Source organism: Streptomyces sp. WMMC940, from assembly GCF_027460265.1.
Taxonomy (GTDB): domain Bacteria; phylum Actinomycetota; class Actinomycetes; order Streptomycetales; family Streptomycetaceae; genus Streptomyces.
In genome coordinates, this window is the sequence record NZ_JAPZBC010000001.1 from 7,080,807 (window position 1) to 7,106,031 (window position 25,225).

A 25,225-nucleotide genomic window follows, 5' to 3' on the forward strand; every position below is an offset into this window, starting at 1 on the left:
GCTCGATGCAGATCCGGCGGGAGGACTGCCGTCGGTGCATCTCGCGCCAGGCGTACCGCTCGCCGAGGGGGGTGTCGTCCTTCGGTTCCTCGGTGGTCCGTTGACCGGTCGGGGAACTACCGCAGGCCGGCTGCGGCCGACTGTGGTCCGCGAGCGCCGCCGCGGTGGCGTGCACGAAGGCTCGCGGATTGTCCAGCATGATGTCGTGCCCGCGTCCGGGATCGGGACGACGGACACCCCGGCTCGTGCGAGGGCATCGGTGCCCGTGCGCGGACCGTCGGCCTCCGGCAGCGGGAAGCGCTGCACACGTCCGGCGACCCGGCACCGCGCCGGGGCCGCGGGCGTTCACTCCGGCCGGGGCATACGTACGGTCCGTACGGCGTGGGCGTGGCTCAGGCGCGGGCGGTCTCCGCTCGCATCGGTGGGGCGTCGGGAGTGCCGACCACGGGGCCGAACAGCACCGCCCGGGCCACCCGCGGAGCGAACAGGGCGCTCAGGGGGGTGGTCAGCGTCAGCACGGAACGGAAGGCCGGCCCCACGAGCACGGGATCGCCCGCGTACCGCTGCTGGACGCGGTCCAGGTACCAGCCGACCGGGTGGTCGACGGCCCGGGAGGCGACGGCGTTCCCCACCGCGCCGGGCATGGCCCGGTCGGCGCCCGCGGAGATGTCCCACGCCTGGCGCGAGGCGTCGAAGAGCGCCCGCTGGACCCGCCGGGTCGTCGGCCTCCGACGCGGGTCGGCCAGCGCGTCACGCAGCGCCACGGCGCTCATGGCGGCGACCGACATGCCCTGTCCGTAGATCGGGTTGAAGGTGCAGAGCGCGTCGCCGGTGGCGAGGAAACCGGCGGGGCGCCGCTGCTGACGGTCGTACCTGCGGCGCAGGTTGGCCGTCGAGCGGAATCCGTAGGCCGGCGTCTGCGGTTCGGCGGTGAGCAGCCACTCGTGGAGGTACGGGTGGGGGAGGCGCGCCGCGAAAGCGGTGAACCCGGCGTCGTCCGTGGGCGGCTCCTGACCGCGGAGGCCGGCGAGCGCCACGAGGTGGTTGCCGTCCTCCAGGGGCAGCACCCCGCCCGCGTACGTCTGCGAAGGGTTCGGGTAGAACCAGTAGGCGAGTGCCTCCGTGCCCAGATGGGCACCGGTGTTGCGGTAGATACGGGAGGCGTACGCCTGGCCGGTGTCGATGCGCTCCTCCTGCGGCGGCTGGGCCCCGAGGGCCGCGAGCCACTGCGGGGCGCGCGAGCTCCGGCCGGAGGCGTCCACGACCAGATCCGCCTCCAGCGTGCGCGGTTGCCGCACACCCGCGCCGTCCGCGGCCCCGTCCGCACCGCCGCGCTCCCTCAGCAGGACACCACGGACCCGGGAGGCGTCCCCGGTCAGCCCCACCGTCTCCGTGGACTCGACCGTCGTGATCACCGGATTGGCCAGCACCCGCCTGCGCACCAGGTGTTCGAGCTGGGCGCGGGAGCCGGTGTGGATGTGCGTCGTCGGGGCCGTCCGCCGGAGCCAGGAGCCGCTCCACGCCACCATGTCCCGGGGCATGCCCACGCGTGGCGCCCCGGCGGCCCGCAACTCGGCCGTGAAACCGGGCAACAGGGAGTCCAGTGCCAGCTGCCCGCTCTCCAGCAGTACATGGGCGTGCCTGCTCTGCGGGACGCCCGGACGCGGCTCGGGACCGTCGGGGACGCGGTCGCGCTCCACGATGGTCACCCGCTCGGCGTGGCCGGCGAGCACATGCGCCGCGAGCAGTCCGGCGAGGCTCCCCCCGATGACGACGGCGTGGCGTCCCCGTCCCCAACAGGCCCGTTCCCGCGTGTCGTTCACCATGTCCGCCCCTCGTGGTCAGCGAGTCCGTCTACGGCTGACCAGTATCCCCGGCGGCGACCGGAAGATCACGGGCGCCGAGCCGCAGCCGCGCGAATGTGGTATGCGGCTTCGTCCGGGAACGGGGAGACATGGTCGTCGCGGAGGTTGTACGCGATTCCCCTCGGGCGACCCTCCCGGGCAACTCCCGATCGCACAAGTCCCTGTGGGGCCGGTCGACTCCGGACTATGCGCAGCTGGTGGCGCCGGTGGCCGCCCTCGGAGCGCAGAGGAGTGATCAGCCGTGCCTCGCCGATGGCACTCAGGAAGCGGGGAGTGATGCCGAGCATCTCGGCTGCCCGCCCCATCGCGTAGGCGGGAGAGTCGTCGTCCTCGAGACGGTTTTGTCGACCGAGTCGTCCGCTGTCATCTCACCTCTCAGGGAACGCGTGGCGGGGCTCGGCGCCGTTCGGCACGACCGCCGACCCTGGCTCCGATCAATGGGCAGCCGCGGCCGGGGGGAACCGCGTGCGCACGACGGGCCCGCCCGGATCGCCCTCCGGACGGGCCCGCTGCCGTCATGTACGGCCCGGCTCGGCGCTCAGGCCGCGGGGCCGCCGAGCAGGTCGGATGCCCGCTGGAGAGGGCTTGCGACCCCGGTGGGGGCGGCCGGCCGGCAGACGAAGCCGAGCTGGGTCAGGGCGCGGACGACTTCGCCCGCACTGAAATCACGGCGGTCCTGACGAGTGATGATCGCACCGACCTGCATGACCGGGTACTGGCGGCGTCCGATGGTCACGGACGCCCCGGTGACGGGTTCGGGGCGTACTCCCTTCATCCTTTCCAGTACGACACCCTTGGTCAGTTCGAACGGGAAGCGGGCGATGACGCAGCGCATGTGGGCCTCACGGGGAGAGGGAGGACTGTAGGGAGGAGGGGCTCCAGGGGAGGCGGTTCAGCGAGGCAGGAGCGTGGTGCCGCCCGGCTCGTCGACCGCGCGCGGCTCCGCGCACAGGGCGGTGCGGCGGGACTGCTCGGCCGCCGAGGTCACGGCTGAGTGGAAGCCTCCCCAGTCGCCGAGGACGTCGCGCAGGCGGACCCGGTCCGTGTACGCGGCGCTGCCGCGGACGGCGGAGAGTTGGGCCGAGGTGACCCGTGTGGTGCACTGGCCGTCCTCGTCGCAGAGAAGCAGGTGCCCGGCGCGAGCACTGGCCATGACCGACATGGCCACCTCCACCGTCATGTTGTCCCAGACCTGAGGCGCGGCCTCGACCGTCGCTTCGGCCACCGCTCCGCCCGCCGATGCGTAATCCGCGGTGCGTGCCTGGGTGTGGACCGGTGTCACAAGTGCCTCCTGCAGTGGTGAGTGGACATCGATCTGCGAACGAAAGGTCCCAAGGGCGTTTCCGGGAACGGTACGGTCACGCCCTCGGCCACGAGTGCCGCGAGCAGTTCCCTGGGCATCTCGAGATCGGTGAATGCCTCGGCGGCGGGCAGCGCAGGCGTGATGGTCCTCGGGAGAGCGAACTCGCCCTTGCCCGCGGCAGGACGGCGGGCGTAGCCGCCCGAGCGGCGCGGCGCGCCGGAGCGACTGCCGTTCCGTCCGGAGCCGGCGCTGCCGGGGGTGCGGGAGGAGCGGTCGTTGGTTCGTGGAAGTCGGGTCATACGGAGCCTTTCGAAGCGGCGTACGTCAGGGAATATCGCAGCGGATGAGCCGGCACATGGAATCGCAATAATAGGAACGCAATGGAATGCGGAACGGTCTGGCCTGCGGTAAGCCGATGCGAGTGCGGTCGCTGGAATGGCGTGTGCAGCTGGGGCCCGCACCCCGGAGGATGCGGGCCCCAGCTACGTCGTACGCGTCAGTGTCAGGCGGGAACGATGTTCTCTGCCGTGAGGCCCTTCTGACCCTGCGCGATGTCGAAGGTGACCTTCTGGCCTTCAAGCAGCTCGCGGAATCCCTGAGCGGCGATGTTCGAGTAGTGGGCGAACACGTCGGCGCCGCCGCCGTCCTGCTCGATGAAGCCGAAACCCTTTTCCGCGTTGAACCACTTCACGGTACCGGTAGCCATGACATATCTCCTTTGGGGCACACTGGGATCCGCACGGTGCGGACGCCTGTCGCCGCGATGATTACCCCGCCGGAAATGACCGGAAATGCAAAAATGCTTCAGCGGTACGGAGCCGACTGAGGCACACTTGAAGTCTGGGAACCACAACTGCAACTGATATCGACAGTAGCACGTTGAGTCGCCCGGTGCTTGCCGTGGATTTTTGCCCCCCACCGACCGGGGAAAATCTTGCCGCCCGGACTGTCGAATTCTCACCTCGCGGGAACAGATATCCCTCTGCGCGTGAACGTGCCGGGGGAGCAGGTCCGTCATGGCCGGACGCCCTCGGGAAGCGCAAGGCCGACCGTGACGAAGGGGGAGGCTCGTGACCCCTCCCCCGCGTGAACGCGGGGCTTATCGCCATGCCGGTAGGGCTTCGCGACGGACCAGCCCGGCCGTGGAACGTTGATCGCGCCCACCGTGTCCGCGTGCGCTGAGTGGCCGCACGAGACGCAGTGGAACACGGTGCGGGTCGGCAGCCTTCCGAACGGCCCGCGCGTGGTTCCTGGTGCGCTTGTCGGGTCTGCGAAGTTGAGCGGAGACCCCGCTTGTCGCGACGGACCCGGGGAAGCGGGACAGGGCGCGCCGAGCAGCTTCGAGCTTCACGGCGGCGCGGAGGCCGTGGCGCGGGTACGTGATCCTGACGGCCGAGCACGGACACGGGTGACCGGGTCGTGCGCGTGGAGACCTGATATCAGGGATGGGCGAGAGCCTCACGCGTCGGGTCCCGTCGCGCGACCGGCTGCCCGCTCCGCCCAGAACTACCGGGGCGCCGGGGGGAGTTTCCCGACCTCCCCCAGCGCCTCGGTGAGCCAGCCGATCCAGAACCGCTCCAGCTCGATCCCGCCGCGCAGCACCACGTGCCGGAGCCGGTCCTCGGCCGCGTCCCGCTCCGGCGGGAAGTGGCGCTTCTCGATGTCCTCGTACTCCGCCAACTGCCGCCGGTGAAGGTCGAGATGGCGACGCAGCTCCGCCTCGAGCCCCTCCGTCCCGACAACCGCCGCCGCCCGCATGCGCAGCAGCAGGGCGTCCCGGATGGGTTTGGGGTCCTCGGTGCTGGCCACCCAGCCGGCCAGTTCGGTTCGGCCCGCGGGCAGCACCTCGTACTCCTTGCGGTTGCCCCGTGCCGGCTGGGCCGCGGGCAGGGCGCGGATCAGCCCCGACTCCTCCAGCTTCCCCAGCTCGCGGTAGATCTGCTGGTGCGTCGCCGACCAGAAGTAGCCGATGGACCGGTCGAAGCGGCGGGTCAGCTCCAGGCCCGAGGACGGCTTCTCGAGCAGGGCGGTGAGGATCGCGTGCGGGAGGGACATGACCGCATCCTAGGGATGCGGCGTCAGATCGCAGCCGCCAGCCGGGTGCCCTGGTCGATGGCCCGCTTGGCGTCCAGTTCGGCGGCCACGTCGGCGCCGCCGATGAGGTGCGCGGTGCGGCCCGCCGCGGTCAGCTCCTCGTACAGGTCGCGCCTCGGCTCCTGGCCGGTGCACAGCACCACCGTGTCCACGGGGATCGTCCTCGGCGTGCCGTCCACCGTGATGTGCAGGCCCTCGTCGTCGATCCGGTCGTACGCCGCCCCCGCGACCATCGTGACGCCGCGGTGCTTGAGCTCGGTGCGGTGGATCCAGCCCGTCGTCTTGCCGAGGCCCGCGCCGACCTTGGAGGTCTTGCGCTGCAGCAGATGCACCGTGCGCGGGGGCCGCGGCCGCTCCGGGGCCCGCAGCCCGCCCCGCTCGGCGTACCCGGTGTCCACGCCCCACTGCCGGAAGTACGTCTCCGGGTCGAGGCTCGCGCCCTCGCCGCCGTCGGTGAGGAACTCCGCGACGTCGAAGCCGATCCCGCCGGCGCCGACGACGGCGACCCGCTCACCGACCTCGGCACCGTCGCGCAGCACGTCGAGGTAGCTGACGACGCTGGGGTGGTCGACGCCCTCGATCGCGGGCGTCCGGGGCGTGACCCCGGTCGCGACCACGATCTCGTCGTAGCCGGTCAGCAGGTCCGCCGTGACGAAGGTCCCGAGCCGGACCTCCACCCCGCGCAGCTCCAGCTGGGTGCGGAAGTAGCGCAGGGTCTCCTCGAACTCCTCCTTGCCCGGGACGCGCTTGGCGATGTTCAGCTGCCCGCCGATCTCGTCGGCGGCGTCGAAGAGCGTGACCTCGTGGCCGCGTTCGGCCGCCGAGACGGCGAACGCCAGACCCGCCGGGCCGGCGCCGACGACCGCCAGGCGCTTGCGCAGCCGGGTGGGGGAGAGGACCAGCTCGGTCTCGTGGCAGGCACGCGGGTTGACCAGGCAGGAGGTGATCCTGCCACTGAAGGTGTGGTCCAGGCACGCCTGGTTGCAGCCGATGCAGGTGTTGATCGTCTCGGCGCGGTCCTCGCGGGCCTTGGCGACGAACTCCGGATCGGCCAGGAAGGGCCGCGCCATGGACACCATGTCCGCGCGTCCCTCGGCGAGCACCCGCTCCGCGACCTCGGGCGTGTTGATCCGGTTGCTGGTGACCAGCGGCACGGACACCGAGCCCATGAGCTCGCGCGTCACCCAGGTGTACGCGCCGCGCGGCACCGAGGTCGCGATGGTCGGGATCCGGGCCTCGTGCCAGCCGATGCCGGTGTTGATGATGGTCGCGCCGGCCGCCTCGATCTCCTTGGCGAGCGCGACCACCTCGTCGAGCGAGGAGCCGCCGGGCACGAGGTCGAGCATCGACAGCCGGTAGACGATGATGAAGTCGTCGCCGACCCGCTCGCGGGTGCGGCGGACGATCTCCCGGGGGAAGCGGGTGCGGTTCTCGTACGAGCCGCCCCAGCGGTCGTCCCGGTGGTTGGTCGCGCTCGCGATGAACTCGTTGATCAGGTAGCCCTCGGAGCCCATGATCTCGACGCCGTCGTACCCCGCCGACTTGGCCAGCTCCGCCGCGCGGACGTAGTCCTCGACGGTCTGCTCGACCTCCTCGTCGGTGAGGGCGTGGGGGACGAACGGGCTGATGGGGGCCTGCAGCGCGCTCGGCGCGACCAGCTGGGGGTGGTAGGCGTAGCGGCCGAAGTGCAGGATCTGCATGGCGATCCGGCCGCCCTCCGCGTGCACCGCGTCGGTGACCGTGCGGTGCTGCGCGGCCTCCTCCGCGGTGGTGAGCTTGGCGCCGCCGTCGTAGGGGCGCCCCGCGTCGTTCGGGGCGATGCCGCCGGTCACGATCAGTCCGACGCCTCCGCGGGCGCGCTCGGCGTAGAAGGCCGCCATGCGCTCGAAGCCGTTCTCCGCCTCCTCCAGACCGATGTGCATCGAGCCCATGAGCACCCGGTTCGGGAGCGTGGTGAAGCCGAGGTCGAGCGGGCTGAGCAGATGCGGGTACGGGGTGGGGGTCATCGGGGCGCCTCCTCGCGCAATGAGCGTCGCCCCCTTTTGTAGACGCCGGAGGCCTCGTTATGCAACAAGTTGCACAACGAGGTCCGGGTGAGATGCGCTACGCCGGCACGGTCCAGCGGTCCAGTTCCTCCGGGGTCCGCGGGCCGGGACTGCCCGCCGCCAGCAGCCCGTGGGCGCGCAGCACCTCCTCCGCGGCCATCGCCCAGGGCAGACGCAGCCGGGCCGACTCCAGCAGCTCCCGGTCCGCCAGCAGCTCCTCGACCGGCCCCGTCCGCAGCCCGGCCGGCGACAGCACGGCGGCGTCGTCGGCCCAGCGCAGCGCCAGGTCCACGTCGTGTGTGGCCATCACCACGGTCGTACCGCCCTCCCGCAGCCGCTCCAGCACCGCCAGCAGCCGCTCCTGACCGTGCGGATCGAGTCCCGCCGTCGGCTCGTCCAGGACCAGCACCCGCGGCCGCATCGCCACCGCGCCCGCGATCGCGGCCCGCTTGCGCTGCCCGTACGACAGCAGATGCGTCGGGCGGTCCTCCAGCGCCGTGATGTCCAGGGCGTCGAGTGCCCCGGCGACCCGGGCCCGTACCTCCGGCTCCGGCAGCCCCAGGTTCATCGGCCCGAACGACACGTCCTGGCCCACCGAGGCGGCGAACAGCTGGTCGTCCGGATCCTGCACGACCAGCTGGACCGTCGTCCGCAGCCGGGTCAGCCCGCCGCGGTCGTACGCCACCGGCTCGCCGTGCAGCAGGAGCCGGCCCTCGTCGCAGCGCAGCCCGCCGCTGAGGAGCCGCATCAGGGTCGTCTTGCCGCTGCCGTTCCGGCCCAGCAGCGCCAGGGAACGTCCCCCCGGCACGGCGAAGTCGACACCGCGCAGCACCGGCGGGCCGTCCGGGTAGGAGAATCCCGCGCCGGCCAGTTCCACCACGGGCGCCCCGGCCCCGGGCGCGCTCGCGTCCACGGACGTGCTCACAGTACGGACCTTTCCAGTACGAGGGTGAGGGCGACGATCCCCGCCAGCAGTCCGGCGGTCGCCGCCAGGAAGCGGGCCGACACCGTCGCGGGCGGCACCAGGACCCGCAGCGTTCCGTCGTAGCCGCGCCCGGCGAGCCCGGTCTGCAACCGCTGGGCCCGGTCGAAGGCCCGCACGAAGGCGGTCGCGGCGAGCCCGGCGAGGGACCGCCAGGCGGCCGCCCGGGTCGTGTGCCCGAGCCGGGCCGCCTGTGCCTCACGGATCCGGTGCACCGCGTCGAGCAGCAGGAAGCCGATCCGGTACATCACGAGGGCCACGTCCACGACGGGCCCGGGCACCCCGGCCCGGACCAGCCGGGGCAGCACGTCCGACACCGGCGTGGTGAACGCGAACAGCAGCACCCCGAGCGAGGCGGCGGACGTCCGCAGCAGGAGCCGTACGGCGTGCGCGGGGCCGTCGGGCGCGAGCGCCAGGAAGCCGTCGGGGCCGCCCACCGAGAACAGCAGGGGAACGGCACCGGTGACGCAGAACCCGAGCGGAATGCGCCACGCCCGCCACAGCTGGCGCGGCGCCACCCCGGCGGGCCCGAGCAGTACGGACACGACCGCCGCGGCGACCAGGACGGCACCCGGCCACGGCGGCAGCGCGACGGCGCAGACCGTCAGCCCGAACCCGAGTGCCGCCTTCTCGCACGGATGACGGCGGCGCCAGCGACTGCTGTGCGCCGCCGCGTCGATCGGCAGCATCGGCGGCTAGGCGCCCGGGCCGGCGGTGTCGGCAACCCCCGCGGAACCGGCGGCCGGCGTCTCCGCCTCCCCGGCCGCCGCCCGCGCCCCACCCTGCCGGCGCCCCTTGCGCAGCCCGAAGTAGTAGGCCAGGACACCGGCACCCAGCGCCGCCTGGAGGGCGAACAGCGCCGACTCGACCTCCCCGGACGGAGGTTCGTAGAGCGGCGCGAACCACGGCTCGTAGTCCGGCGCGATCTCCGTGATCGCGGTCTCCGCCTCCCCGTCGGCACCCGCGAAGGGCTCCTCCTTGTGGTCGCCGAGGCCCAGGGCGAGCGGCAGCACCGCCAGCGCCGCCACGATCGCCAGCAGCAGCGTGTTGATCTTCGCGTTACGGCTCATCGGACCGCGGCCTCCTTCTTGGCGCCGCCCTGGAGGAGCACTCCGAGGCGGGTCAGCTCACCCTTGCTGGACTGCACGAGCAACCGCATCACCAGCACGGTGAGCAGGCCCTCGCTCACGGCCAGCGGGATCTGGGTGAACGCGAAGATGCCGCCGAACTTGGCCAGGGCGCCGGCCACGCCGCTGCCCGGGTCGGGGAATGCCAGCGCCAGCTGCACGCTGGTGACGCAGTACGTGGACAGGTCCGCGACGAACGCGCCGAAGAAGACGCCCACCATCAGCGGCGCCCCGGACCGGCGCAGCAGCGCGTACACCGCGAACCCGGCCCACGGCCCGACGATCGCCATCGAGAACACGTTCGCACCGAGCGTGGTCAGTCCGCCGTGGGCCAGCAGCAGCGCCTGGAAGAGCAGGGTGATCGTGCCGAGCACTGCCATGATCGGTGGCCGGAACAGGATCGCGCCCAGCCCCGTGCCGGTCGGGTGCGAGCAACTGCCGGTCACGGAAGGGATCTTGAGCGCCGAGAGGACGAAGGTGAAGGCGCCCGACGCGCCGAGCAGCAGGGTGGACTCGGGATTCGCCCTGACCTCACGGGTGAGCGCCCGTACGCCGTGGATCACGAAGGGGGCGGACGCGACGCCCCAGGCGGCCGCGTGCACAGGGGGCAGAAACCCCTCGGCTATATGCATGGTTGGGAGACCCTCTCCAGCACCTCGTGGATGGACAACGCGCCCCGGCCGGTCTCCTGGCTGACGGGTCCTGCCGCCCGGGCTCCGCCTTCCCGGACACCACGGTCTCCCGTGGCGGTCCAGTGGCTTCCTTGCGGAGAGAGCCGGACTTCCCGATCACAGTGGCGAGGGCCGCACCGGTACTCCACCGGTTTCCCGTTCACCAAGGCCCTGCGACATTAGTGCGTTGACCAGGTCCATCACAAGCCGCGCGCGGATGCGTACGGTCACACCTTGCGGTAGTCGTACGCCTCCGCGGCCGCCGCCTCCACCGCGTCCAGATCCGCGCCGGCGGCCGCGGTGACCACCGCGGCGACGGCGCCCTCCACGAACGGCGCGTCCACCAGCCTGGTCTCCTCCGGAAGTTCGTCGCCCTCGGCCAGCAGCGCCTTGACCGTCAGCACGGCGCTGCCGATGTCGACCAGCACGGCCACTCCGGCGCCCCGGTCCACCTCGTGCGCGGCACGCGCCGTCAGCTCCGAACTGGTGCCGAGGCCCCCGTCCGCCGTCCCGCCCGCCGCGGCGACCGGTACGGCGTCGCCGGAGCCGGCCAGCCTCCGGGCGAGGTCGGCGACCGACTCCGCGACCTGCGCGCTGTGCGAGACGAGGACGATCCCGACCGGGCCGGTCATCGCGCGGCCTCCTCGAGGGCCCCGACCAGCAGGGCGGAGGACGTCGCCCCCGGATCCTGGTGCCCGATGCTGCGCTCGCCCAGATAGCTCGCCCGCCCCTTGCGGGCCAGCATCGGCACGGTCGCCGCCGCGCCCTCGTCGGCGGCCTCCCGCGCCGCCGCGAAGGACTCGTCCAGCGCCGCGGCCGCGGGCTCCAGCGCGTCCAGCATCGTCTTGTCCCCGGCCTTCGCGCCGCCGAGCTGCGCCACCGCCGCGATCCCCGCGCGCAGCGCCTCGGCGAGCTGCGCCCGCGACACCTCGGGCTCGTCGCCGAGCGCCTTTCCGGCCCGCCGCAGCAGCGTGCCGTACAGCGGCCCCGACGCCCCACCGACCGTCGAGATCAACTGCCGCCCGGTCAGCATCAGCACGGCACCGGGGGTGTCCGGCGCGTCCTTCTCCAGCGCCGCCCGCACCGCCGTGAAACCCCGCTGCAGATTCGTTCCGTGGTCGGCGTCCCCGATCGCGGCGTCGAGCTCGGTGAGCCGGCCCGCCTCGCGGTCCACCGCCTCGGCCAGGGCGTTCATCCAGCGGAGGAAGAAATCCGCGTCGAGCACAGCGTCTCCTTCTCGTGGCGCACCGGTTTCCCCGCGCGCGTCGTCGCGGCCCGCGGACGCGAAGCCGCCGTCGGCCGGGCCGGGCATGACTCAGCGGCCCCAGCGCAGCGCGGGCGTCTCCACCGGGGCGTCCCACAGCCGCAGGATCTCCTCGTCCGCCTCGCACAGCGTCACCGAGCAGCCGGCCATGTCGAGCGAGGTGACGTAGTTGCCGACCAGGGTCCGGGCCACCGGCACGCCCCGCTCGGCGAGCACCCGGTGGACCTCCGCGTTGAACCCGTACAGCTCCAGCAGCGGTGTCGCGCCCATGCCGTTGACCAGCGCCAGCACCGGACTGGACGGCTGCAGGTCCTCCAGAACCGCGTTCACCGCGAAGTCCGCGATCTCCCGCGACGTCATCATCGGCCGCCTCTCCCGGCCGGGCTCGCCGTGGATGCCGATCCCCAACTCCAGTTCGCCGGACGGCAGGTCGAACGTCGGGGTGCCCTTGGCGGGGGTCGTGACGGCGCTGAGCGCGACACCGAAGCTGCGTGACCGCTCGCCGACCCGACGGGCGACGGCCTCGACCCGCTCCAGCGGCGCGCCCTCCTCCGCCGCGGCGCCCGCGATCTTCTCCACGAAGAGCGTCGCGCCCGTACCGCGCCGGCCCGCCGTGTAGAGGCTGTCCTGCACGGCCACGTCGTCGTTGACGAGCACCTTGGCCACTTGGACGCCCTCGTCCTCGGCGAGTTCCCGGGCCATGTCGAAGTTCAGCACGTCGCCGGTGTAGTTCTTGACCACGAAGAGCACACCCGCCCCGCTGTCCACCGCCGCCGCGGCCCGGGCCATCTGGTCCGGCACCGGGGACGTGAAGACCTCGCCGGGGCACGCCGCCGAGAGCATCCCGACCCCCACGAACCCGCCGTGCAGGGGCTCGTGCCCCGACCCGCCGCCGGACACCAGGCCCACCTTGCCCGCGACCGGGGCGTCCCCCCGCACCACGACCCTGTTCTCCACGTCGACGTTCAGCCCGGGGTGCGCCGCGGCCAGACCTCGCAGGCCGTCGGCGACGACCGTCTCGGGGACATTGATGAGCATCCTCATGGGAACCTCCTGGTGGACTGGCGACGATCACTCCGGACGGTGTCCTCTCAGGCCGGGCCGTGGCGGTACGGGCCGCACACCCTCTGCCAGTATCGGCGCAAACGGCCCGCACGGCACCGCGCTCCCGCCGATCCGTCGGCACCGTCGGCGGGGCGGCCGGAGGTTCCCTGCCGGCCGCCCGGCGGAGGCCGGTCAGTAGCGCAGTGCGCTCGCGATGCCGCCCATTCCCGCAAGCGTGCCGTCCGGGACGAACCGCACCTGCGCGCCCGTCTCCAGGGACTTCTCGACGATCTCGTCCACGACGTCGACCAGCGCGTCCAGGTCGCCGGTGTCGGCGGGCAGGAGGTGGGCGCCGGTGTCCCGCACCGTCTCGCGGTAGTTCTCCTCCACGGCTAGCAGCGCGACCCGGCCCGTCTCCACGTTCTGTCGGATCTCGTCGACGCCGGCGGCGAAGGCGCGCCTGCCCCTGGCCCGGTCCAGCTCCTCGAGCACGCCGGAGACCTCCTGCTGCGCGCGGGCCTCGACGAACGGCCGCACCGCCTGCCAGACCGCGTCGGCGGAGCCGCCCGCCACCCCGCCCCGGGGCGCGTGGACGGCCTGGCCCTTCGCGGCCGTGCCGACGTCGTCGAGGAGGGCGAGCGCGGCGGGCTCGCCGGTCACGTACAGAGGCCGAGGGTCGGCCTTCAGCACCGAGGCGAGCGCCGTGTCGGCCTCCCGCAGGAAGTGCCGGGTGTCCTCGTCCTGGAAGGTGCTGGGCACATCCCCGATCCGCTCCTGGCGCTCGGCGTCGAAGTTCTCCGCGGGGCGGGACATCGGGAACGGCCCGGTGCGCTCCTCGGAGAGGCGGTCGGCCGCGCCGCTCCACAGGGTGGCCCGGTCCGAGGCGACCGCCAGGACCCAGAAGGGACGCTCGGCGGCCTGTGCCGAGACGAGGTTGCGGGTCAGATAGGTGTCCGACAGCACCACGCGCTCGGGCACCGGCCGGCCGAGCGTCCACACCTCGTGCTCGCCCGGCGCGGCGAAGACCACGAGCCCGTCCTCCGCGTGCACCAGGTCGATCTCGGCCAGGGCCCGGTCGAGCTGCTCGGACACATCGATCCGGGTGTCCCGGGTGACGGAGGGATCGGCCTTGAGCTGCTCCTTGGCCTCGGTCATGAGATTGCGCAGCCGGACCGGGTCCTGCGCGCTGTCCGGCTCACGGCGGTGCGTGGGCATGAGCACCGACACCGCGGGATAGGGGCGCTGCCGGCGGAGCCGGACCAGGTCGTCGGAGCTGAGGGCTGGGTGCATCGGGTCCACCCTTTCCGAGCGGTGTGCACTGGAGGGCCGGGCTGTCCGCACCGAGGTGCGACGAGCTGAAGCCGACTCCTTGCACCATAAGTCGGATTGCCTGCGCGGGCACCAGGACCGGTGGGACGCCGCGCCCCGCCCGCGCCCCCGGGCGCGTGCGCCGAGCCTCACACCATGCCCACGAGCCGGTCGGCGACCGTCTTCGCCCGGGGGCCCATGAGGATCGTCCAGTGGTTGCAGTCCGGCACCGCCTCCGCCGTCAGCCGCGGCGTCCGGGCCGTCCAGTGCGCGACCAGCGCGTCGGACAGCATGCCCGGCTCCGCCCCCGTCAGTCCTCGGGGCGCGTGGAGCAGCATCGCCGGCACCGCGAGCCCCGCCAGGTCCTCGGCGAGGGCCGGTGCCGAGGTGAGCAGCGCGCGGCCGTCGAGGCGGACCGGGCCCTCCCGGGCGCGGGCTCGAAGGGTGCCGGAGGGGCCCGTGATGTCGTAGCGGACGTACGCCTCGATGTCGTCGTTCCATTCGGGGCCGAGGGCGGGATGGGCGCGGAAGAGGTCCAGGTACGCCTCGTCACTCTCGAACGTCCGGGCGAGCCGCGCCAGGACCGGCCCCATCGAGGCGTCGAGCACGGCATCGGGATCGGCGCCGTCCTCCAGGGGCATCGGCAGTCCGCCGTCGATCAGCAGCAGCCGGTCGAAGAGCTCCGGGCGTCGCGCGGCGGCCCGCAGCGCCACACACGCCCCCATCGACTGGCCCGTGACCGCGACGGGCGCGCCGTCGCCCCAGTGCTCGGCCGCCGCGCACAGATCGGCGGCGTGGGCGTCGAGGCCGTACGGCCCCGGGGTGTCCGCGCTGCCGCCCCGGCCCCGGAGGTCGAGGGCGAACAGCGACCAGTCGGGGTGCAGATGGCGGCCGAGGGCGCGGAACGACATCCCGGACGCGGTGATGCCGTGCGCCGCGACCGCCGTGCGCGGCCCGGTGCCGAACCGCAGGACGCGCAGCGTCCCGCCGTCGACGGGGAGTTCGAGCTCGAGGGGGTCGGTCATCCGGTGATTCCTTCCGATGGGTCGTCATATCGCCTCTGCGGCCAGCCTTTCACCCGACCGTCCGGGCCGTCCCGTCCGGGGCGGCGCGCAGGGCGGCGCGGAGCCCGCCGTGCGGACGGCGGCGTCCGACCGGCCGGGCGGGCGGGCGTCTTCACGCCACTGGTGTCCGCGGGCACGCGAAAGGTCGCGGGCTCGTCGCGGGGCCGTGCGGTACGTCCCGGTCCGGCCGCCGCCCGACGATGCGGATCAACTGCCCCTTCCCGCATGCCCATTGACTTCCGTGCCGGGCTACTGGTTCAGTGGCTCATCCACTGAGCCACTGGGAGGAACGGCGTGGAGGCACTGCCCCGCGAGACGATCGTCGACGTCCTGGAGGGCCGGCTGAGGGAGGACATCCTCACCGGCCGTCACCCGGCCGGCAGTTATCTGCCGCCGGAACGCAGACTGGCCGACGGCTACGGCGTCACCCGTACCACCCTCAAGCACGCCTTCGGGCGCCTCGTCCAGGCAGGACTGCTGGAGACCCGGCACGGAGTGGGCACCCGGGTCCGTGACTTCGCCCGGCTCGGCGGGGCGGATCTGCTCCCCATGCTCGTGCGGCACGACGCCGGCTGGATCCGCGAGATCTTCGAGGTGCGCCGCAGCATCGGCGCGTTGATCGCCGAGCGGGCCGCCCTGAGGGCCACCGCCGGGCAGCGGGCCGAACTCGACGCGCTGCTGGCGGCCGTGCGCGCCGCCGAAGGCGGTGACGCGGTCCAGCTCGCGGACGTCGAGGTGCACCGGTCGCTCGCCCGCGCGACCGGCAACCGGGTCTACGGCCTGCTGACCAACACGCTCTTCAACGCCTATCTGCCCGTACGGGCCGCGCTCGTCGGCCCGTTCCACGACGCCGCGGCCGCTCACGCGCGGCTGGAACCCGTGGTGGCGGCGGTGCACTCAGGCGACGCGGGCGCGGCGCGGCGGGCGGCGGAGACCTATCTCGCAGAAACCGAACGGATCATGCTGGAGGGCCTCGTATGAGCACGAGCGGGAGCGGCGCGGGCACGGGTACGGGCGCCGACGCGGTGGCGAATGCCGGATCGGCGCCGGGCGCGGGCATGGGCACGGGCGCGGGCGCGGAGGCGATCGTCGGCCCGGCGGGAGAAGGGGGTGAGGACGCTTCGGTGGCCGCCGTCCCGGCCGGGGCGTCGGACGCGGGCATGGGTACGAACCCGGTGGTCGCCGTCCCGACCGGGGGCACGGGTACGGGCGCGGGCGCGGAGGGGGAGGCGACCGTCGGCTCGGTGCCGGGCGCGGGTACGAACCCGGAGGGGGCCGCCGTGGCGGACTCGGCGGGGGCGGCGACCGTCGCGGACGCAGCGACGGCCACGCCGTCGGTCACCGCCCCGAGCGCGCCCGCTGGCGCGGGCCGGCGCGGCACCGTGTTCGCCGAGACCATGCTCGGTACCGTCCGCCTCGACGGCGAGGACCACGCCCGCCGGGTCCGCCTCGACCTCCGTGTGACGGCGGACCGCGTCATGCGTCCGCTCGGCACCACCGCGGCCCGGGCGAGCGGCCGGATACGCGTCGCCGGATGGGTCGACGACGCCCGCGCCGAGGGCGAGTTGGAGATCTCCCCGCTCGCCCGGCGCCGCATCCGCTACCGGATCTCGTTCACCGCCGGGGGCCGCCGGTTCACGCTCGACGGATGGAAGTCCGTCGCCGCGCGCAGACCGCTCGCCTCCATGACCGTCCTGCCGTTCACCCTCTACGAGGACGGAGCGCGGGCCGGCCGGGGCACACTGCGCTTCCCCCTGGCCACGGGACTCCTGCCCTTCCTCGTGAGCTTCCGCTTCCCCCGCGCCGCCGAGAGCGCCGAGGCGCTGACGGCGCCCCGCCGGCAGGGTGAGCCGGGACGCACCGAGGTCTGGTACACGACGCTCACCGACCCGGCGACCGGCGCCGGGCTGTGGCTCCACCACGAACTCACCGCCCCCGCCGACGGATCCGAGGCGTACGCCCACGGCTGGGCCGCGGTGTTCCCGAAGGACGGGCCGGTGCGCCACGCTCGCTTCGGCCCCGCCGGGTGGACGCCCGGAGGGGCCGGCTTCACGGCCGGGGGCGTCGAGGCCGTCCCCGGCCGGCTGACCGGCTCGGCCGGAGCGCTGCGCTGGGACCTCACCGAACGTCCCGTGGGAGCACCGCTGTTCACCTTCCCCCGGTGGTCCTGGCGCCGGCCGCTGCTCCCCGCCGCCCAGATCCTCCCGGCGGCCCGCGCCTCGTACGACGGCACGTTCTCGTACGACGGCACCACCCTGACGCCCACCTCCGCACCCGGTGCCTCCGCCCGGATCTACGGGCACGGCAATGCCCGCCGATGGGCGTGGCTGCACGCGGACCTGGGCGGTGGCGACGTGCTGGAGATCGTCGCCGCGGTCTCCATGCGGCCCGGGCTGCGGAGACTTCCGCCCCTGGTCTTCCTGCGTCTGCGCCGGGGCGCGCGCACCTGGCCCCGGCGCGCGGAGCGCTCGGCCGCCGGCTGGGCCGGGCTCGGGCGGTTCCGCGCCGCCGTCGGCCTGCCCACGTGGTCCGTCAGCGGCCGCGCGGGGCTGCGCCGGATCCGGGTCGAGGTCACCCAGCCGGAGGACCGCACCCTCGCGCTCGACTACATCGATCCGGACGGCTCTCCCGCCGTCTGCCGCAACAGTGAACGCGCCGACGCCCACGTCCTGCTGGAGCGCTGGTGGTTCGGCGGCTGGCGCACCGAGGCCGAGTGGACCCTGGACGGCACCGCCCACGCGGAAGTGGGGACCCGTTGAGCCTCACCGGACTCGTCGCCTCCCTCATCGCCGACGACGGCACCGCGGGCTGGCCGGCACGGGTGCCCGCACGGCTCGACGCCGTGCTCGACTCGATGCCCCTGTCCGCGCGCGCCGGAGTACGGTCCGCCGCCCGCGTCCTCGACGCCTACGCCGTCGTCCGCACCGGCCGCGGCCTCGCCGCCCTCACCCCCGGCGAACGCGAGTGGGTCCTGGCCACCCTCGCCGCGCGCCCCGCGCTCATGCCCCTGCTCGACGTGCTCAAGGTGCCCGTCCTGCTCGCCGCCGGCACGGAGCACATGCTCCAGCGGCCGCGTCGGGCCCCGCGGCTCGTACGCACGGATCCGCCGCTCGACTGCACCCCCGCCGGGCAGTGGCCCGATCGCTCCACCGCCGACGCCGTGGTCGTCGGCTCCGGCGCGGGCGGTGCCGTGGCCGCGCGGACGCTCGCCCGTGCCGGACTCGACGTCGTCGTCCTGGAGGAGGGCCGGCACCACTCCACCGCCTCCTTCACCGGGCGCGCCCCGCTCGAACGGTTCGCCGATCTCTACCGCGACGGCGGTGCCACCGTCGCCCTGGGCCGCCCGCCGCTGCTGCTCCCGGTCGGCCGGGCCGTCGGCGGCACCACGGTCGTCAACTCGGGGACCTGCTACCGCACCCCGGACCATGTCCTCGAACGCTGGACCAAGGACTTCGGTTTCGTCCTCGCCGAACGCCTCGGCACCTGTCTCGACGAGGCCGAACGCACCCTGAGCGTCGCGACCCAGCCGCTCGACGTCCTCGGCCGCAACGGCCTGATCGCCCTCGCCGGGGCCGGGAACCTCGGCTGGCGGGCCGCGCCGCTGCGCCGCAACGCACCGGGCTGCCTGGGCTCCTGCGAGTGCGTCGTCGGCTGCCCGACGGGGGCCAAGCAGAGCGTGCAGCTGTCCGTCCTGCCCGACGCCTGCGCGGCCGGGGCGCGCATCGTCACCGGAGCGCGGGTACGGCGCGTCCTGGTGGACGCCGACCGCCCCGGCGGACCCCGCGCCGCCGGAGTGCGCGTACGGCGCGAGGACGGGGGCGACTTCGAGATCCTCGCCCCGCTGGTCGTCGTCGCCGCGGGCGCGCTCCAGTCGCCGCCCCTGCTGCGGAGGTCCGGCCTCGGCGGGCATCCCGGGCTGGGCCGCAACCTCAGCGTCCACCCCGCGACCAGCGTCGCCGGGCGCTTCGACGAGCCGGTCGCGGCCTGGGAGGGCGTGCTGCAGAGCGTCGGCGTGGAGGAGCACCACGACGGCGGCGTGCTGATCGAGGCGACGGCGACCCCTCCCGGCATGGGGTCCTTCGTACTGCCGGGACTCGGCGGCGAGCTGCGCCGGGAAATGCAGAACGCCGACCGGCTCGCCACCCTCGGCGCGATGATCGCCGACCGGCCCTCGGGTCGGGTCCTGGGCCGCGACCGCACCCTGCTGCGCTACGACCTGGACCGGCGGGACGGCGCCCGGCTGATGCGCGCCGTACACGCCATGGGGGAGATCCTCTTCGCGGCCGGGGCCCGGGAGGTCCTCACCGGCATCCCCACCGCGCCGCGCGCCCGCGACCTCGGCGAACTGGACGGGGTACTCGCCGCCGCCGGCCCCCGGAAGCTGCACCTCTCCGCCTACCACCCGACCGGTACGGTCGCGGCCGGATCCGATCCGGAACGCTCCCCGGCCGACGCCACCGGACGGCTGAGGGGCGTCGCGGGCGTGCTGGTGGCCGACGCGTCCGTGCTGCCCGGCTGCCCGGAGGTGAACCCGCAGCTGAGCATCATGGCCGCCGCGCTGGCCGTCACCGGGGCGCATCTGGAGCGGTGAGCCCGCGCCCGCCGGGTGAGAATGGGCCGGTGAGGTGAGTGTCATGGCTCCATGGCGGGTCCGGAACCTGGAGGACGGCGACCCCGACCAGGTGGTGCGCATCTGGGAGGAAGCACGGGACACCCCCTCCGACCCGGCCGTGACGCTGGCCGAGGTGGTCAGCGCCGTACGCTCGGACGCCCCGCCGTGGTCGCCGCGGTGGGGGACCGGATCGTCGGCGCGGCGGTGTCCTCGACCGCAGTTCCGGCGCGGCGACCGCCGGCTGCTGATCTGCGCGACCAACGCGGTCCGCAGTCTGGATCCCGCCTTCCTGCGGCCCGGACGGTTCGACTACCTGATCCCGGTCGGACCGCCCGACGCCGACGCCCGGCGGGCCATCTGGACGCGTTGCATCGGCCCCGACCGCCTCGCCGGCATCGACCTGGAGGCGCTCGTCGCCGCGAGCGACCGGTTCACCCCTGCCGACATCGCGTTCGCGGTACGCACCGCCGCGCAGAGCGCCTTCGAACGGCATCTGGCCGACGGTTCGCCGACCGCGGGGGAGAGGACCGGCCTCACCGACGACTACCTGCAGGCGGTGGCGCACACCCGCACCACGCTCACGGAGGAGGACATCCGGGCCTTCGACCACGACCTCAGGGCCGCGGCCCGGGTGTGAGCGCCGCCCGGGCAAGCGCACCGCCCGCGCGGCGCCCGCCCGGTTCCGGCCCGAACCCTCCAATACGGCACGCGCGGTCCGCCGCGAGCGGGAAGGTGTGACGAGTGGCCCTTCGCGGCGGCGCGCCGCACACCGGCCACGCACGGCAGGAGGGCACCGCGATCCGTGGGCCGGGCCCTCCTCGGCACGCGACGACGTCTCGGAGGTTTCGATGCTCAAGGGCAAGCGGCAGGGCCGGACGGCGCCGAGCCGGGAGGAACTCGCCGGCCTGGACGCGCACTGGCGGGCGGCGAACTATCTCTCGGCGGGCCAGATCTATCTGATGCGCAACCCGATGCTCCGGGAGCCCCTGCGCCCCGAGCACATCAAGCCGCGGCTGTTGGGCCACTGGGGCACCTGCCCGGGACTCAACCTCGTCCACACCCACCTCAACCGGGTGATCAGGGCCCGCGATCTCTCCGCCCTGGCGGTCTGGGGCCCCGGCCACGGCGGGCCGGCCGTGCTCGCCAACTCCTGGCTCGAGGGCAGCTACAGCGAGACCTACCCGGACGTGAGCCGCGACGAGCAGGGCATGGACCGGTTCTTCCGCCAGTTCTCCTTCCCCGGCGGCGTCCCCAGCCATGTCGCCCCCGAGACACCCGGCTCCATCCACGAGGGCGGTGAGCTCGGCTACTCCCTCAGCCACGCCTACGGAGCCGCCCTGGACAACCCCGGCCTCGTCGTCGCCTGCGTCATCGGCGACGGCGAGGCGGAGACCGGACCGCTCGCCGCCTCCTGGCACTCCAACAAACTCCTCGATCCGGTCCACGACGGCGCGGTGCTGCCCATCCTCCACCTCAACGGCTACAAAATCGCCAACCCGACGGTTCCGGCCCGGCTCCCGGAGGAGGAACTCGACGCGCTGCTGCGCGGCTACGGCCACGAACCCCTCCACGTGAGCGGCGACAAGCCCATGCAGGTGCACCGGGCCATGGCCGCAGCCATGGACGAGGCACTGGACCGGATCGCCGCCATCCAGCACGAGGCCCGCGACGGCGGGACGACCGGCCGGCCCCGCTGGCCCGTGATCGTCCTCCGTACCCCCAAGGGCTGGACGGGCCCCGATGAAGTCGACGGACACCCCGTCGAAGGCACCTGGCGCGCCCACCAGGTGCCGCTCCCCGGCGTCCGGGACGATCCCCGCCACCTGCGGCAACTGGAGGAGTGGCTGCGCTCGTACCGTCCCGGCGAGCTCTTCGACGAGCAGGGCAGGCCGCGCCCCCGGGTCCTCGCCTGCGTGCCCGAGGGCGACCGCAGGCTGGGCGCCACCCCGCACGCGAACGGCGGGCTCCTGCTGCGCGAACTGCCCATCGCCCCGCTGGAACGCTTCGCGGTCCCCGTCGACAAGCCCGGCTCGACCCTGCACGAGCCCACCCGGGTGCTGGGACGACTGCTCGCGCAGATCATGAAGGACACCGGGAACCGCCGCGACTTCCGGCTCGTCGGCCCGGACGAGACCGCGTCCAACCGGCTCGACGCGGTCTTCGACGCCAGCGGCAAGGCCTGGCAGGCCGAGGTCCTGCCCACCGACGAGAACCTGGCGCGCGACGGCCGGGTCATGGAGATCCTCTCCGAGCACTGCTGCCAGGGCTGGCTGGAGGGCTACCTCCTCACCGGCCGCCACGGGCTGTTCTCCTGCTACGAGGCCTTCGTCCACATCGTCGACTCGATGGTCAACCAGCACATCAAATGGCTCAGGACCTCCCGGCGGCTGCACTGGCGGGCCCCGATCGCCTCCCTCAACTACCTGCTGACCTCGCACGTCTGGCGCCAGGACCACAACGGCTTCTCCCACCAGGACCCGGGCTTCGTCGACCACGTCCTCAACAAGAGCCCCGAGGTCGTCCGCGTCTACCTGCCGCCGGACACCAACACCCTCCTCGCGGTCGCCGACCACGCCCTGCGCAGCCGCGACTACGTGAACGTCGTCGTCGCCGGCAAGCAGCCCTGCTTCGACTGGCTCGGCATCGACGAGGCGCGCGCCCACTGCGCCCGTGGCGTCGGGGTCTGGGACTGGGCGGGTACGGAGACCGGGGAGCGCGAGCCCGACGTGGTGCTGGCCTGCGCCGGGGACGTGCCCACCCAGGAAGCCCTCGCCGCCGCCGGACTGCTGCGCCGGCACCTCCCGGAGCTCGTCCTCAGGGTCGTCAACGTGGTCGACATGACGCGTCTGCTGCCCAAGGAGGAGCACCCGCACGGAATGCCCGACTTCGAGTACGACGCCGTCTTCACCCGGGACAAACCCGTGATCTTCGCCTACCACGGCTACCCGTGGCTGGTGCACCGGCTCGCCTACCGCCGGGCGGGCCACCCGAACCTGCACGTACGCGGGTACAAGGAGTTCGGCACCACCACGACGCCGTTCGACATGGTCGTCAGCAACGACCTGGACCGCTTCCGGCTGGTCATGGACGTCATCGACCGGGTGCCCGGGCTCGGTGCCCGCGCGGTCGCCGTACGCCAGGCCATGGCCGACGCCCGAACCCGCCACCACGCCTGGATCCGGGAGCACGGTGTCGACATGCCCGAGGTCGCCGAATGGTCCTGGGGCGGCTGAGCGCGGGCGGACCCCTCCGGCGGCGCTCGCCTGGCGGAACCGCGCGGGGTCGCGCAGCGTGGATGACGGGGTCTGCGAGAAAGGTGGAACGGCATGAGCACGAGCGATCCGGCTCCCCGGGTGGTCGTGGGCATCGACGGCTCGCCCTCGTCGTACGCCGCGCTGCGCTGGGCCGTCCGGCATGCCGGCCTGATCGGGGCGACGGTGGACGCGGTGGCGGCGTACGAACTGCCGGGCGCGCACGCCTGGTCGGCCCCCGCGGTCGACATGGAGTTCGACGCCGGGGAGGCCAAGCGCGGCCTCGTGGAGGAAGTGCGAAAGGTCCTCGGCGAGACCGGTGAGACCCAGGTCCACGAGCGTCTGGTGCACGGCAACCCGGCCGAGGCCCTGCTCGCCGCCGCCGAGGGCGCCGAGCTCCTGGTGGTGGGCTCCCGCGGTCGCGGAGGGTTCGCACGGATGCTCCTCGGATCGGTGAGCCAGCAGGTCAGCCAGCACGCGCCGTGCCCCGTGGTGATCGTCCGCCCGGACATGAACGTGGGTGGCACCGGGGCCGACAGCGCCTGACGCGGCAAGTCGGCCGTGCGCGGCGCCCGCGCGCCGCGCACGCTGTTGCCCTGTTGCCCTGGTGCCTTCGTGCCCTGGTGCCTTCGGGCCCGCGGGCCGGTGAGGTCGGGCCCGCCCGCCGCGGCGGGCCGGGTGCGCACCTGCCCCGCCCGCCGTACGCCGGGCAGGTGCGCGTCGTCCCGCCACGGCGGCCCGAGCCGGCAGGCGGGCCGGCGCGGGCGAACCACCGGCCCGGGAGCAGCAGACCGTACGGGGCCCCGGGGCCCGCACCACGGCCCGTACCGGCCCGCCGGTGGCCGGCCCCACGGGGTGTCATGCCGCGATCCGGTCGCCCCCGCCCCCGCCCCCGCCTTCGTCGTCCCGCTCCCGGCCCGGCCGGGAGGCGGGCAGCCGGCGGGTGAACGGGAACGCCGCGAGCGTCACCCCGGCCGCCGCGAGGATCGCCGCCTTCAGGCTGCCGAGTTGCGCCTCGGCGTACGAGGCGACGAGGGCGTCCACCTCGACCGGCGGCAGCCCCGCCTGCTGGGCCGCGGCCCGTACCTGGTCGGTGCTCACGAAGCTGACTCCCGCCTGGACGGCGATGCCGGTCTGCTCACGGGCGGCGTCCGAAACACGGGGGTCGTCCGCGATCCGCGTGGTGAACACGCCGACCAGCGCGCCGATCAGGATGGAGCCCATGAGCGCGGTCCCCAGGGAGGACCCGAGATTCTGGGCCGTGTACTGCAGACCGCCCGCCTCGCTGCGCTCCGCCTCCCCGACGCTGGACTGCACCACGTTGCCGAGCTGCGAGGCGAGCAGTCCCATCCCCAGACCGAGCACGGCCATCGACAGTGCGAACTGGACGTCCTCGATCTGCGGCTCGATCCCGGCGAGGAGCCACAGCACGGCGGCGAACAGGACGAGCAGCCCGATCCGCACCACCGTGCGCGGGCTCGCGATCCGGCCGAGGAAGGGCCCGCACAGTGAGGCGACGAGCATGGTGACCGAGACGGGCAGCAGCCTGAGGCCGGTCTGGAAGGCGTCGAAGCCGAGGACGATCTGCAGGTACAGGGGGATGACGAAGAACAGACCGAGCAGCACCAGGTTCTGGCACAGCAGCATGGCCAGCCCCGCGCGCAGCGGAGGGACGCCGAAGAGGGAGAACCGTACGAGCGGGTCCCGGGCCCGCTCCTCCCGCCGGCGCTCCCAGGCCCGGAACAGCGCGAGCACGACCGCTCCGGCGGCGATGACGGCGAGTGTGGGCGCGAAGCCGAACACCGTGAACGGGGCGTTGCGCGGCCGCACCCACCCCCAGGAACTGCTCTGCAGCACTCCCAGGACCACCAGCCCGAGGCCGACGGCCGACAGCACGGCACCGACGCCGTCGATCCGCACCCGGGGACCGGTGGTGGGGCGGTCGTCGATCCAGCGGATGCAGCACAGCAGGGCCAGGACCACGACCACCTCGCCGGCGAAGACCACCCGCCACGTCAGATAGGTCGTCACCCATCCCCCGAGGAGCGGTCCCACCGCGATGCCGGCGCCGGCGAGCCCACCGATGACGCCGTACGCCACCGCACGGTCACGACCGCTGTAGGCGCCCGCCACGAGGGCGGCCAGCGCGGGCAGGACCAGCGCGGCGCCGAGCCCCTCGACGACCGACCACCCGGCCGCCAGCACCCACAGCTCCGGGGCGACCGCCGTGATCGCGGAGCCCGCCCCGTAGACGGTCAGACCCACCGCGAACGTGCGGCGCCGCCCGAACGCGTCCCCCAACCGACCGCCAGTGATCATGAAGGCGGCCATGACCAGGGTGTACAGAGTGATCACGGCCTGGATCGCCGTGACCTCCGTGTCGAAGTCCTCGACCAGCCGGCTGATCGACACGTTCATCACCGCGGTGTCCAGCACCATGAGGAACTGGGCCGTCCCGAGGACGAGCAGGGCCCGCCACCTCCGCATGGCGCACCTCCGGCAGTCGCCGACGAGATGGAGCATCCAGCCTCAGCGTCCCAGCCGTGGCGACCGCCTGCGACTCCGGCGTCGCCGCCCCCGCCCGTCGTCGGCGGG

The 25,225-nt window shown here is 73.7% G+C and carries 22 protein-coding genes, 2 pseudogenes and 1 riboswitch; of the genes and pseudogenes, 6 read left to right on the forward strand and 18 right to left on the reverse strand.

The window, feature by feature from the left end; all coding sequences use genetic code 11:
• Positions 1 to 392: 392 nt before the first annotated feature.
• From O7595_RS31225 to O7595_RS31305, 17 genes and pseudogenes are all read right to left on the reverse strand, one after another.
• Positions 393 to 1,826: an FAD-dependent oxidoreductase gene (locus tag O7595_RS31225; RefSeq protein ID WP_269731928.1), complete on the reverse strand. Its 1,434-nt coding sequence runs from the start codon at positions 1,824 to 1,826 to the stop codon at positions 393 to 395.
• Between the two features lie 235 nt (positions 1,827 to 2,061).
• Positions 2,062 to 2,170 (reverse strand): annotated as a pseudogene (locus tag O7595_RS33990) (MerR family DNA-binding transcriptional regulator); the annotation flags it as partial.
• A gap of 233 nt (positions 2,171 to 2,403) precedes the next feature.
• A complete protein-coding gene (locus O7595_RS31235; protein ID WP_269731929.1) occupies positions 2,404 to 2,700 on the reverse strand; it encodes an SCO5918 family protein in 297 nt (98 codons plus the stop codon).
• A gap of 57 nt (positions 2,701 to 2,757) precedes the next feature.
• On the reverse strand, positions 2,758 to 3,147 hold the full coding sequence (locus O7595_RS31240) for a CBS domain-containing protein (RefSeq protein ID WP_443071772.1): 390 nt from the start codon (positions 3,145 to 3,147) through the stop codon (positions 2,758 to 2,760).
• A 62-nt stretch (positions 3,148 to 3,209) separates the two neighbouring features.
• Positions 3,210 to 3,467: pseudogene (locus O7595_RS31245) on the reverse strand (DEAD/DEAH box helicase); the annotation flags it as partial.
• A gap of 203 nt (positions 3,468 to 3,670) precedes the next feature.
• Entirely contained in the window at positions 3,671 to 3,874 is a 204-nt protein-coding gene (locus O7595_RS31250; protein ID WP_269731930.1) for a cold-shock protein, read from the reverse strand.
• Positions 3,875 to 4,674: 800 nt separating this feature from the next.
• A complete protein-coding gene (locus O7595_RS31255; RefSeq protein WP_269731931.1) occupies positions 4,675 to 5,223 on the reverse strand; it encodes a PadR family transcriptional regulator in 549 nt (182 codons plus the stop codon).
• A gap of 23 nt (positions 5,224 to 5,246) precedes the next feature.
• A complete protein-coding gene (locus O7595_RS31260) occupies positions 5,247 to 7,268 on the reverse strand; it encodes an NADPH-dependent 2,4-dienoyl-CoA reductase (protein ID WP_269731932.1) in 2,022 nt (673 codons plus the stop codon).
• A 97-nt stretch (positions 7,269 to 7,365) separates the two neighbouring features.
• On the reverse strand, positions 7,366 to 8,232 hold the full coding sequence (locus O7595_RS31265) for an energy-coupling factor ABC transporter ATP-binding protein (protein WP_269731933.1): 867 nt from the start codon (positions 8,230 to 8,232) through the stop codon (positions 7,366 to 7,368).
• Positions 8,229 to 8,978, reverse strand: a complete 750-nt coding sequence (gene cbiQ, locus O7595_RS31270) for a cobalt ECF transporter T component CbiQ (protein WP_269731934.1) — start codon at positions 8,976 to 8,978, stop codon at positions 8,229 to 8,231. Before cbiQ ends, O7595_RS31265 begins: the two co-directional genes overlap by 4 nt.
• A gap of 6 nt (positions 8,979 to 8,984) precedes the next feature.
• Positions 8,985 to 9,359, reverse strand: coding sequence for an energy-coupling factor ABC transporter substrate-binding protein (locus O7595_RS31275; protein WP_269731935.1), 375 nt, complete (start codon positions 9,357 to 9,359; stop codon positions 8,985 to 8,987).
• Positions 9,356 to 10,048 carry an energy-coupling factor ABC transporter permease gene (locus O7595_RS31280; protein WP_269731936.1) on the reverse strand — a complete coding sequence of 231 codons (693 nt, stop codon included), beginning with the start codon at positions 10,046 to 10,048 and terminating at the stop codon, positions 9,356 to 9,358. The genes O7595_RS31275 and O7595_RS31280 overlap by 4 nt, the downstream gene beginning before the upstream one ends.
• Before the next feature lie 29 nt (positions 10,049 to 10,077).
• Positions 10,078 to 10,298: riboswitch (cobalamin riboswitch) on the reverse strand.
• 16 nt (positions 10,299 to 10,314) lie between these two features.
• Positions 10,315 to 10,719 carry a PTS-dependent dihydroxyacetone kinase phosphotransferase subunit DhaM gene (locus O7595_RS31285; protein WP_269731937.1) on the reverse strand — a complete coding sequence of 135 codons (405 nt, stop codon included), beginning with the start codon at positions 10,717 to 10,719 and terminating at the stop codon, positions 10,315 to 10,317.
• Positions 10,716 to 11,312: a dihydroxyacetone kinase subunit DhaL gene (dhaL, locus tag O7595_RS31290; RefSeq protein WP_269731938.1), complete on the reverse strand. Its 597-nt coding sequence runs from the start codon at positions 11,310 to 11,312 to the stop codon at positions 10,716 to 10,718. The genes O7595_RS31285 and dhaL overlap by 4 nt, the downstream gene beginning before the upstream one ends.
• 90 nt (positions 11,313 to 11,402) lie before the next feature.
• The gene (gene dhaK, locus O7595_RS31295; RefSeq protein ID WP_269731939.1) at positions 11,403 to 12,395 is read right to left on the reverse strand and encodes a dihydroxyacetone kinase subunit DhaK; all 993 of its coding nucleotides are present in this window, start codon (positions 12,393 to 12,395) and stop codon (positions 11,403 to 11,405) included.
• Positions 12,396 to 12,587: 192 nt separating this feature from the next.
• A complete protein-coding gene (locus O7595_RS31300) occupies positions 12,588 to 13,685 on the reverse strand; it encodes a baeRF3 domain-containing protein (RefSeq protein WP_269731940.1) in 1,098 nt (365 codons plus the stop codon).
• 167 nt (positions 13,686 to 13,852) lie between these two features.
• A complete protein-coding gene (locus O7595_RS31305) occupies positions 13,853 to 14,728 on the reverse strand; it encodes an alpha/beta fold hydrolase (protein ID WP_269731941.1) in 876 nt (291 codons plus the stop codon).
• A 333-nt stretch (positions 14,729 to 15,061) separates the two neighbouring features.
• Between O7595_RS31305 and O7595_RS31310 the strand changes: the two genes are divergently transcribed.
• From O7595_RS31310 to O7595_RS31335, 6 genes are all read left to right on the forward strand, one after another.
• A complete protein-coding gene (locus O7595_RS31310; RefSeq protein ID WP_269731942.1) occupies positions 15,062 to 15,748 on the forward strand; it encodes a FadR/GntR family transcriptional regulator in 687 nt (228 codons plus the stop codon).
• Positions 15,745 to 17,526: a hypothetical protein gene (locus O7595_RS31315; RefSeq protein WP_269731943.1), complete on the forward strand. Its 1,782-nt coding sequence runs from the start codon at positions 15,745 to 15,747 to the stop codon at positions 17,524 to 17,526. Before O7595_RS31310 ends, O7595_RS31315 begins: the two co-directional genes overlap by 4 nt.
• Positions 17,523 to 19,358, forward strand: a complete 1,836-nt coding sequence (locus O7595_RS31320) for a GMC family oxidoreductase (RefSeq protein WP_269731944.1) — start codon at positions 17,523 to 17,525, stop codon at positions 19,356 to 19,358. Before O7595_RS31315 ends, O7595_RS31320 begins: the two co-directional genes overlap by 4 nt.
• Before the next feature lie 43 nt (positions 19,359 to 19,401).
• Positions 19,402 to 20,016 carry an ATP-binding protein gene (locus O7595_RS31325; protein WP_332328333.1) on the forward strand — a complete coding sequence of 205 codons (615 nt, stop codon included), beginning with the start codon at positions 19,402 to 19,404 and terminating at the stop codon, positions 20,014 to 20,016.
• A gap of 211 nt (positions 20,017 to 20,227) precedes the next feature.
• The gene (locus O7595_RS31330) at positions 20,228 to 22,612 is read left to right on the forward strand and encodes a phosphoketolase family protein (protein ID WP_269731946.1); all 2,385 of its coding nucleotides are present in this window, start codon (positions 20,228 to 20,230) and stop codon (positions 22,610 to 22,612) included.
• A gap of 93 nt (positions 22,613 to 22,705) precedes the next feature.
• The gene (locus O7595_RS31335) at positions 22,706 to 23,176 is read left to right on the forward strand and encodes a universal stress protein (RefSeq protein WP_269731947.1); all 471 of its coding nucleotides are present in this window, start codon (positions 22,706 to 22,708) and stop codon (positions 23,174 to 23,176) included.
• Between the two features lie 312 nt (positions 23,177 to 23,488).
• Here O7595_RS31335 and O7595_RS31340 read toward each other — a convergent pair whose 3' ends face one another.
• A complete protein-coding gene (locus tag O7595_RS31340) occupies positions 23,489 to 25,117 on the reverse strand; it encodes an MFS transporter (protein ID WP_269731948.1) in 1,629 nt (542 codons plus the stop codon).
• Positions 25,118 to 25,225 lie beyond the last annotated feature (108 nt).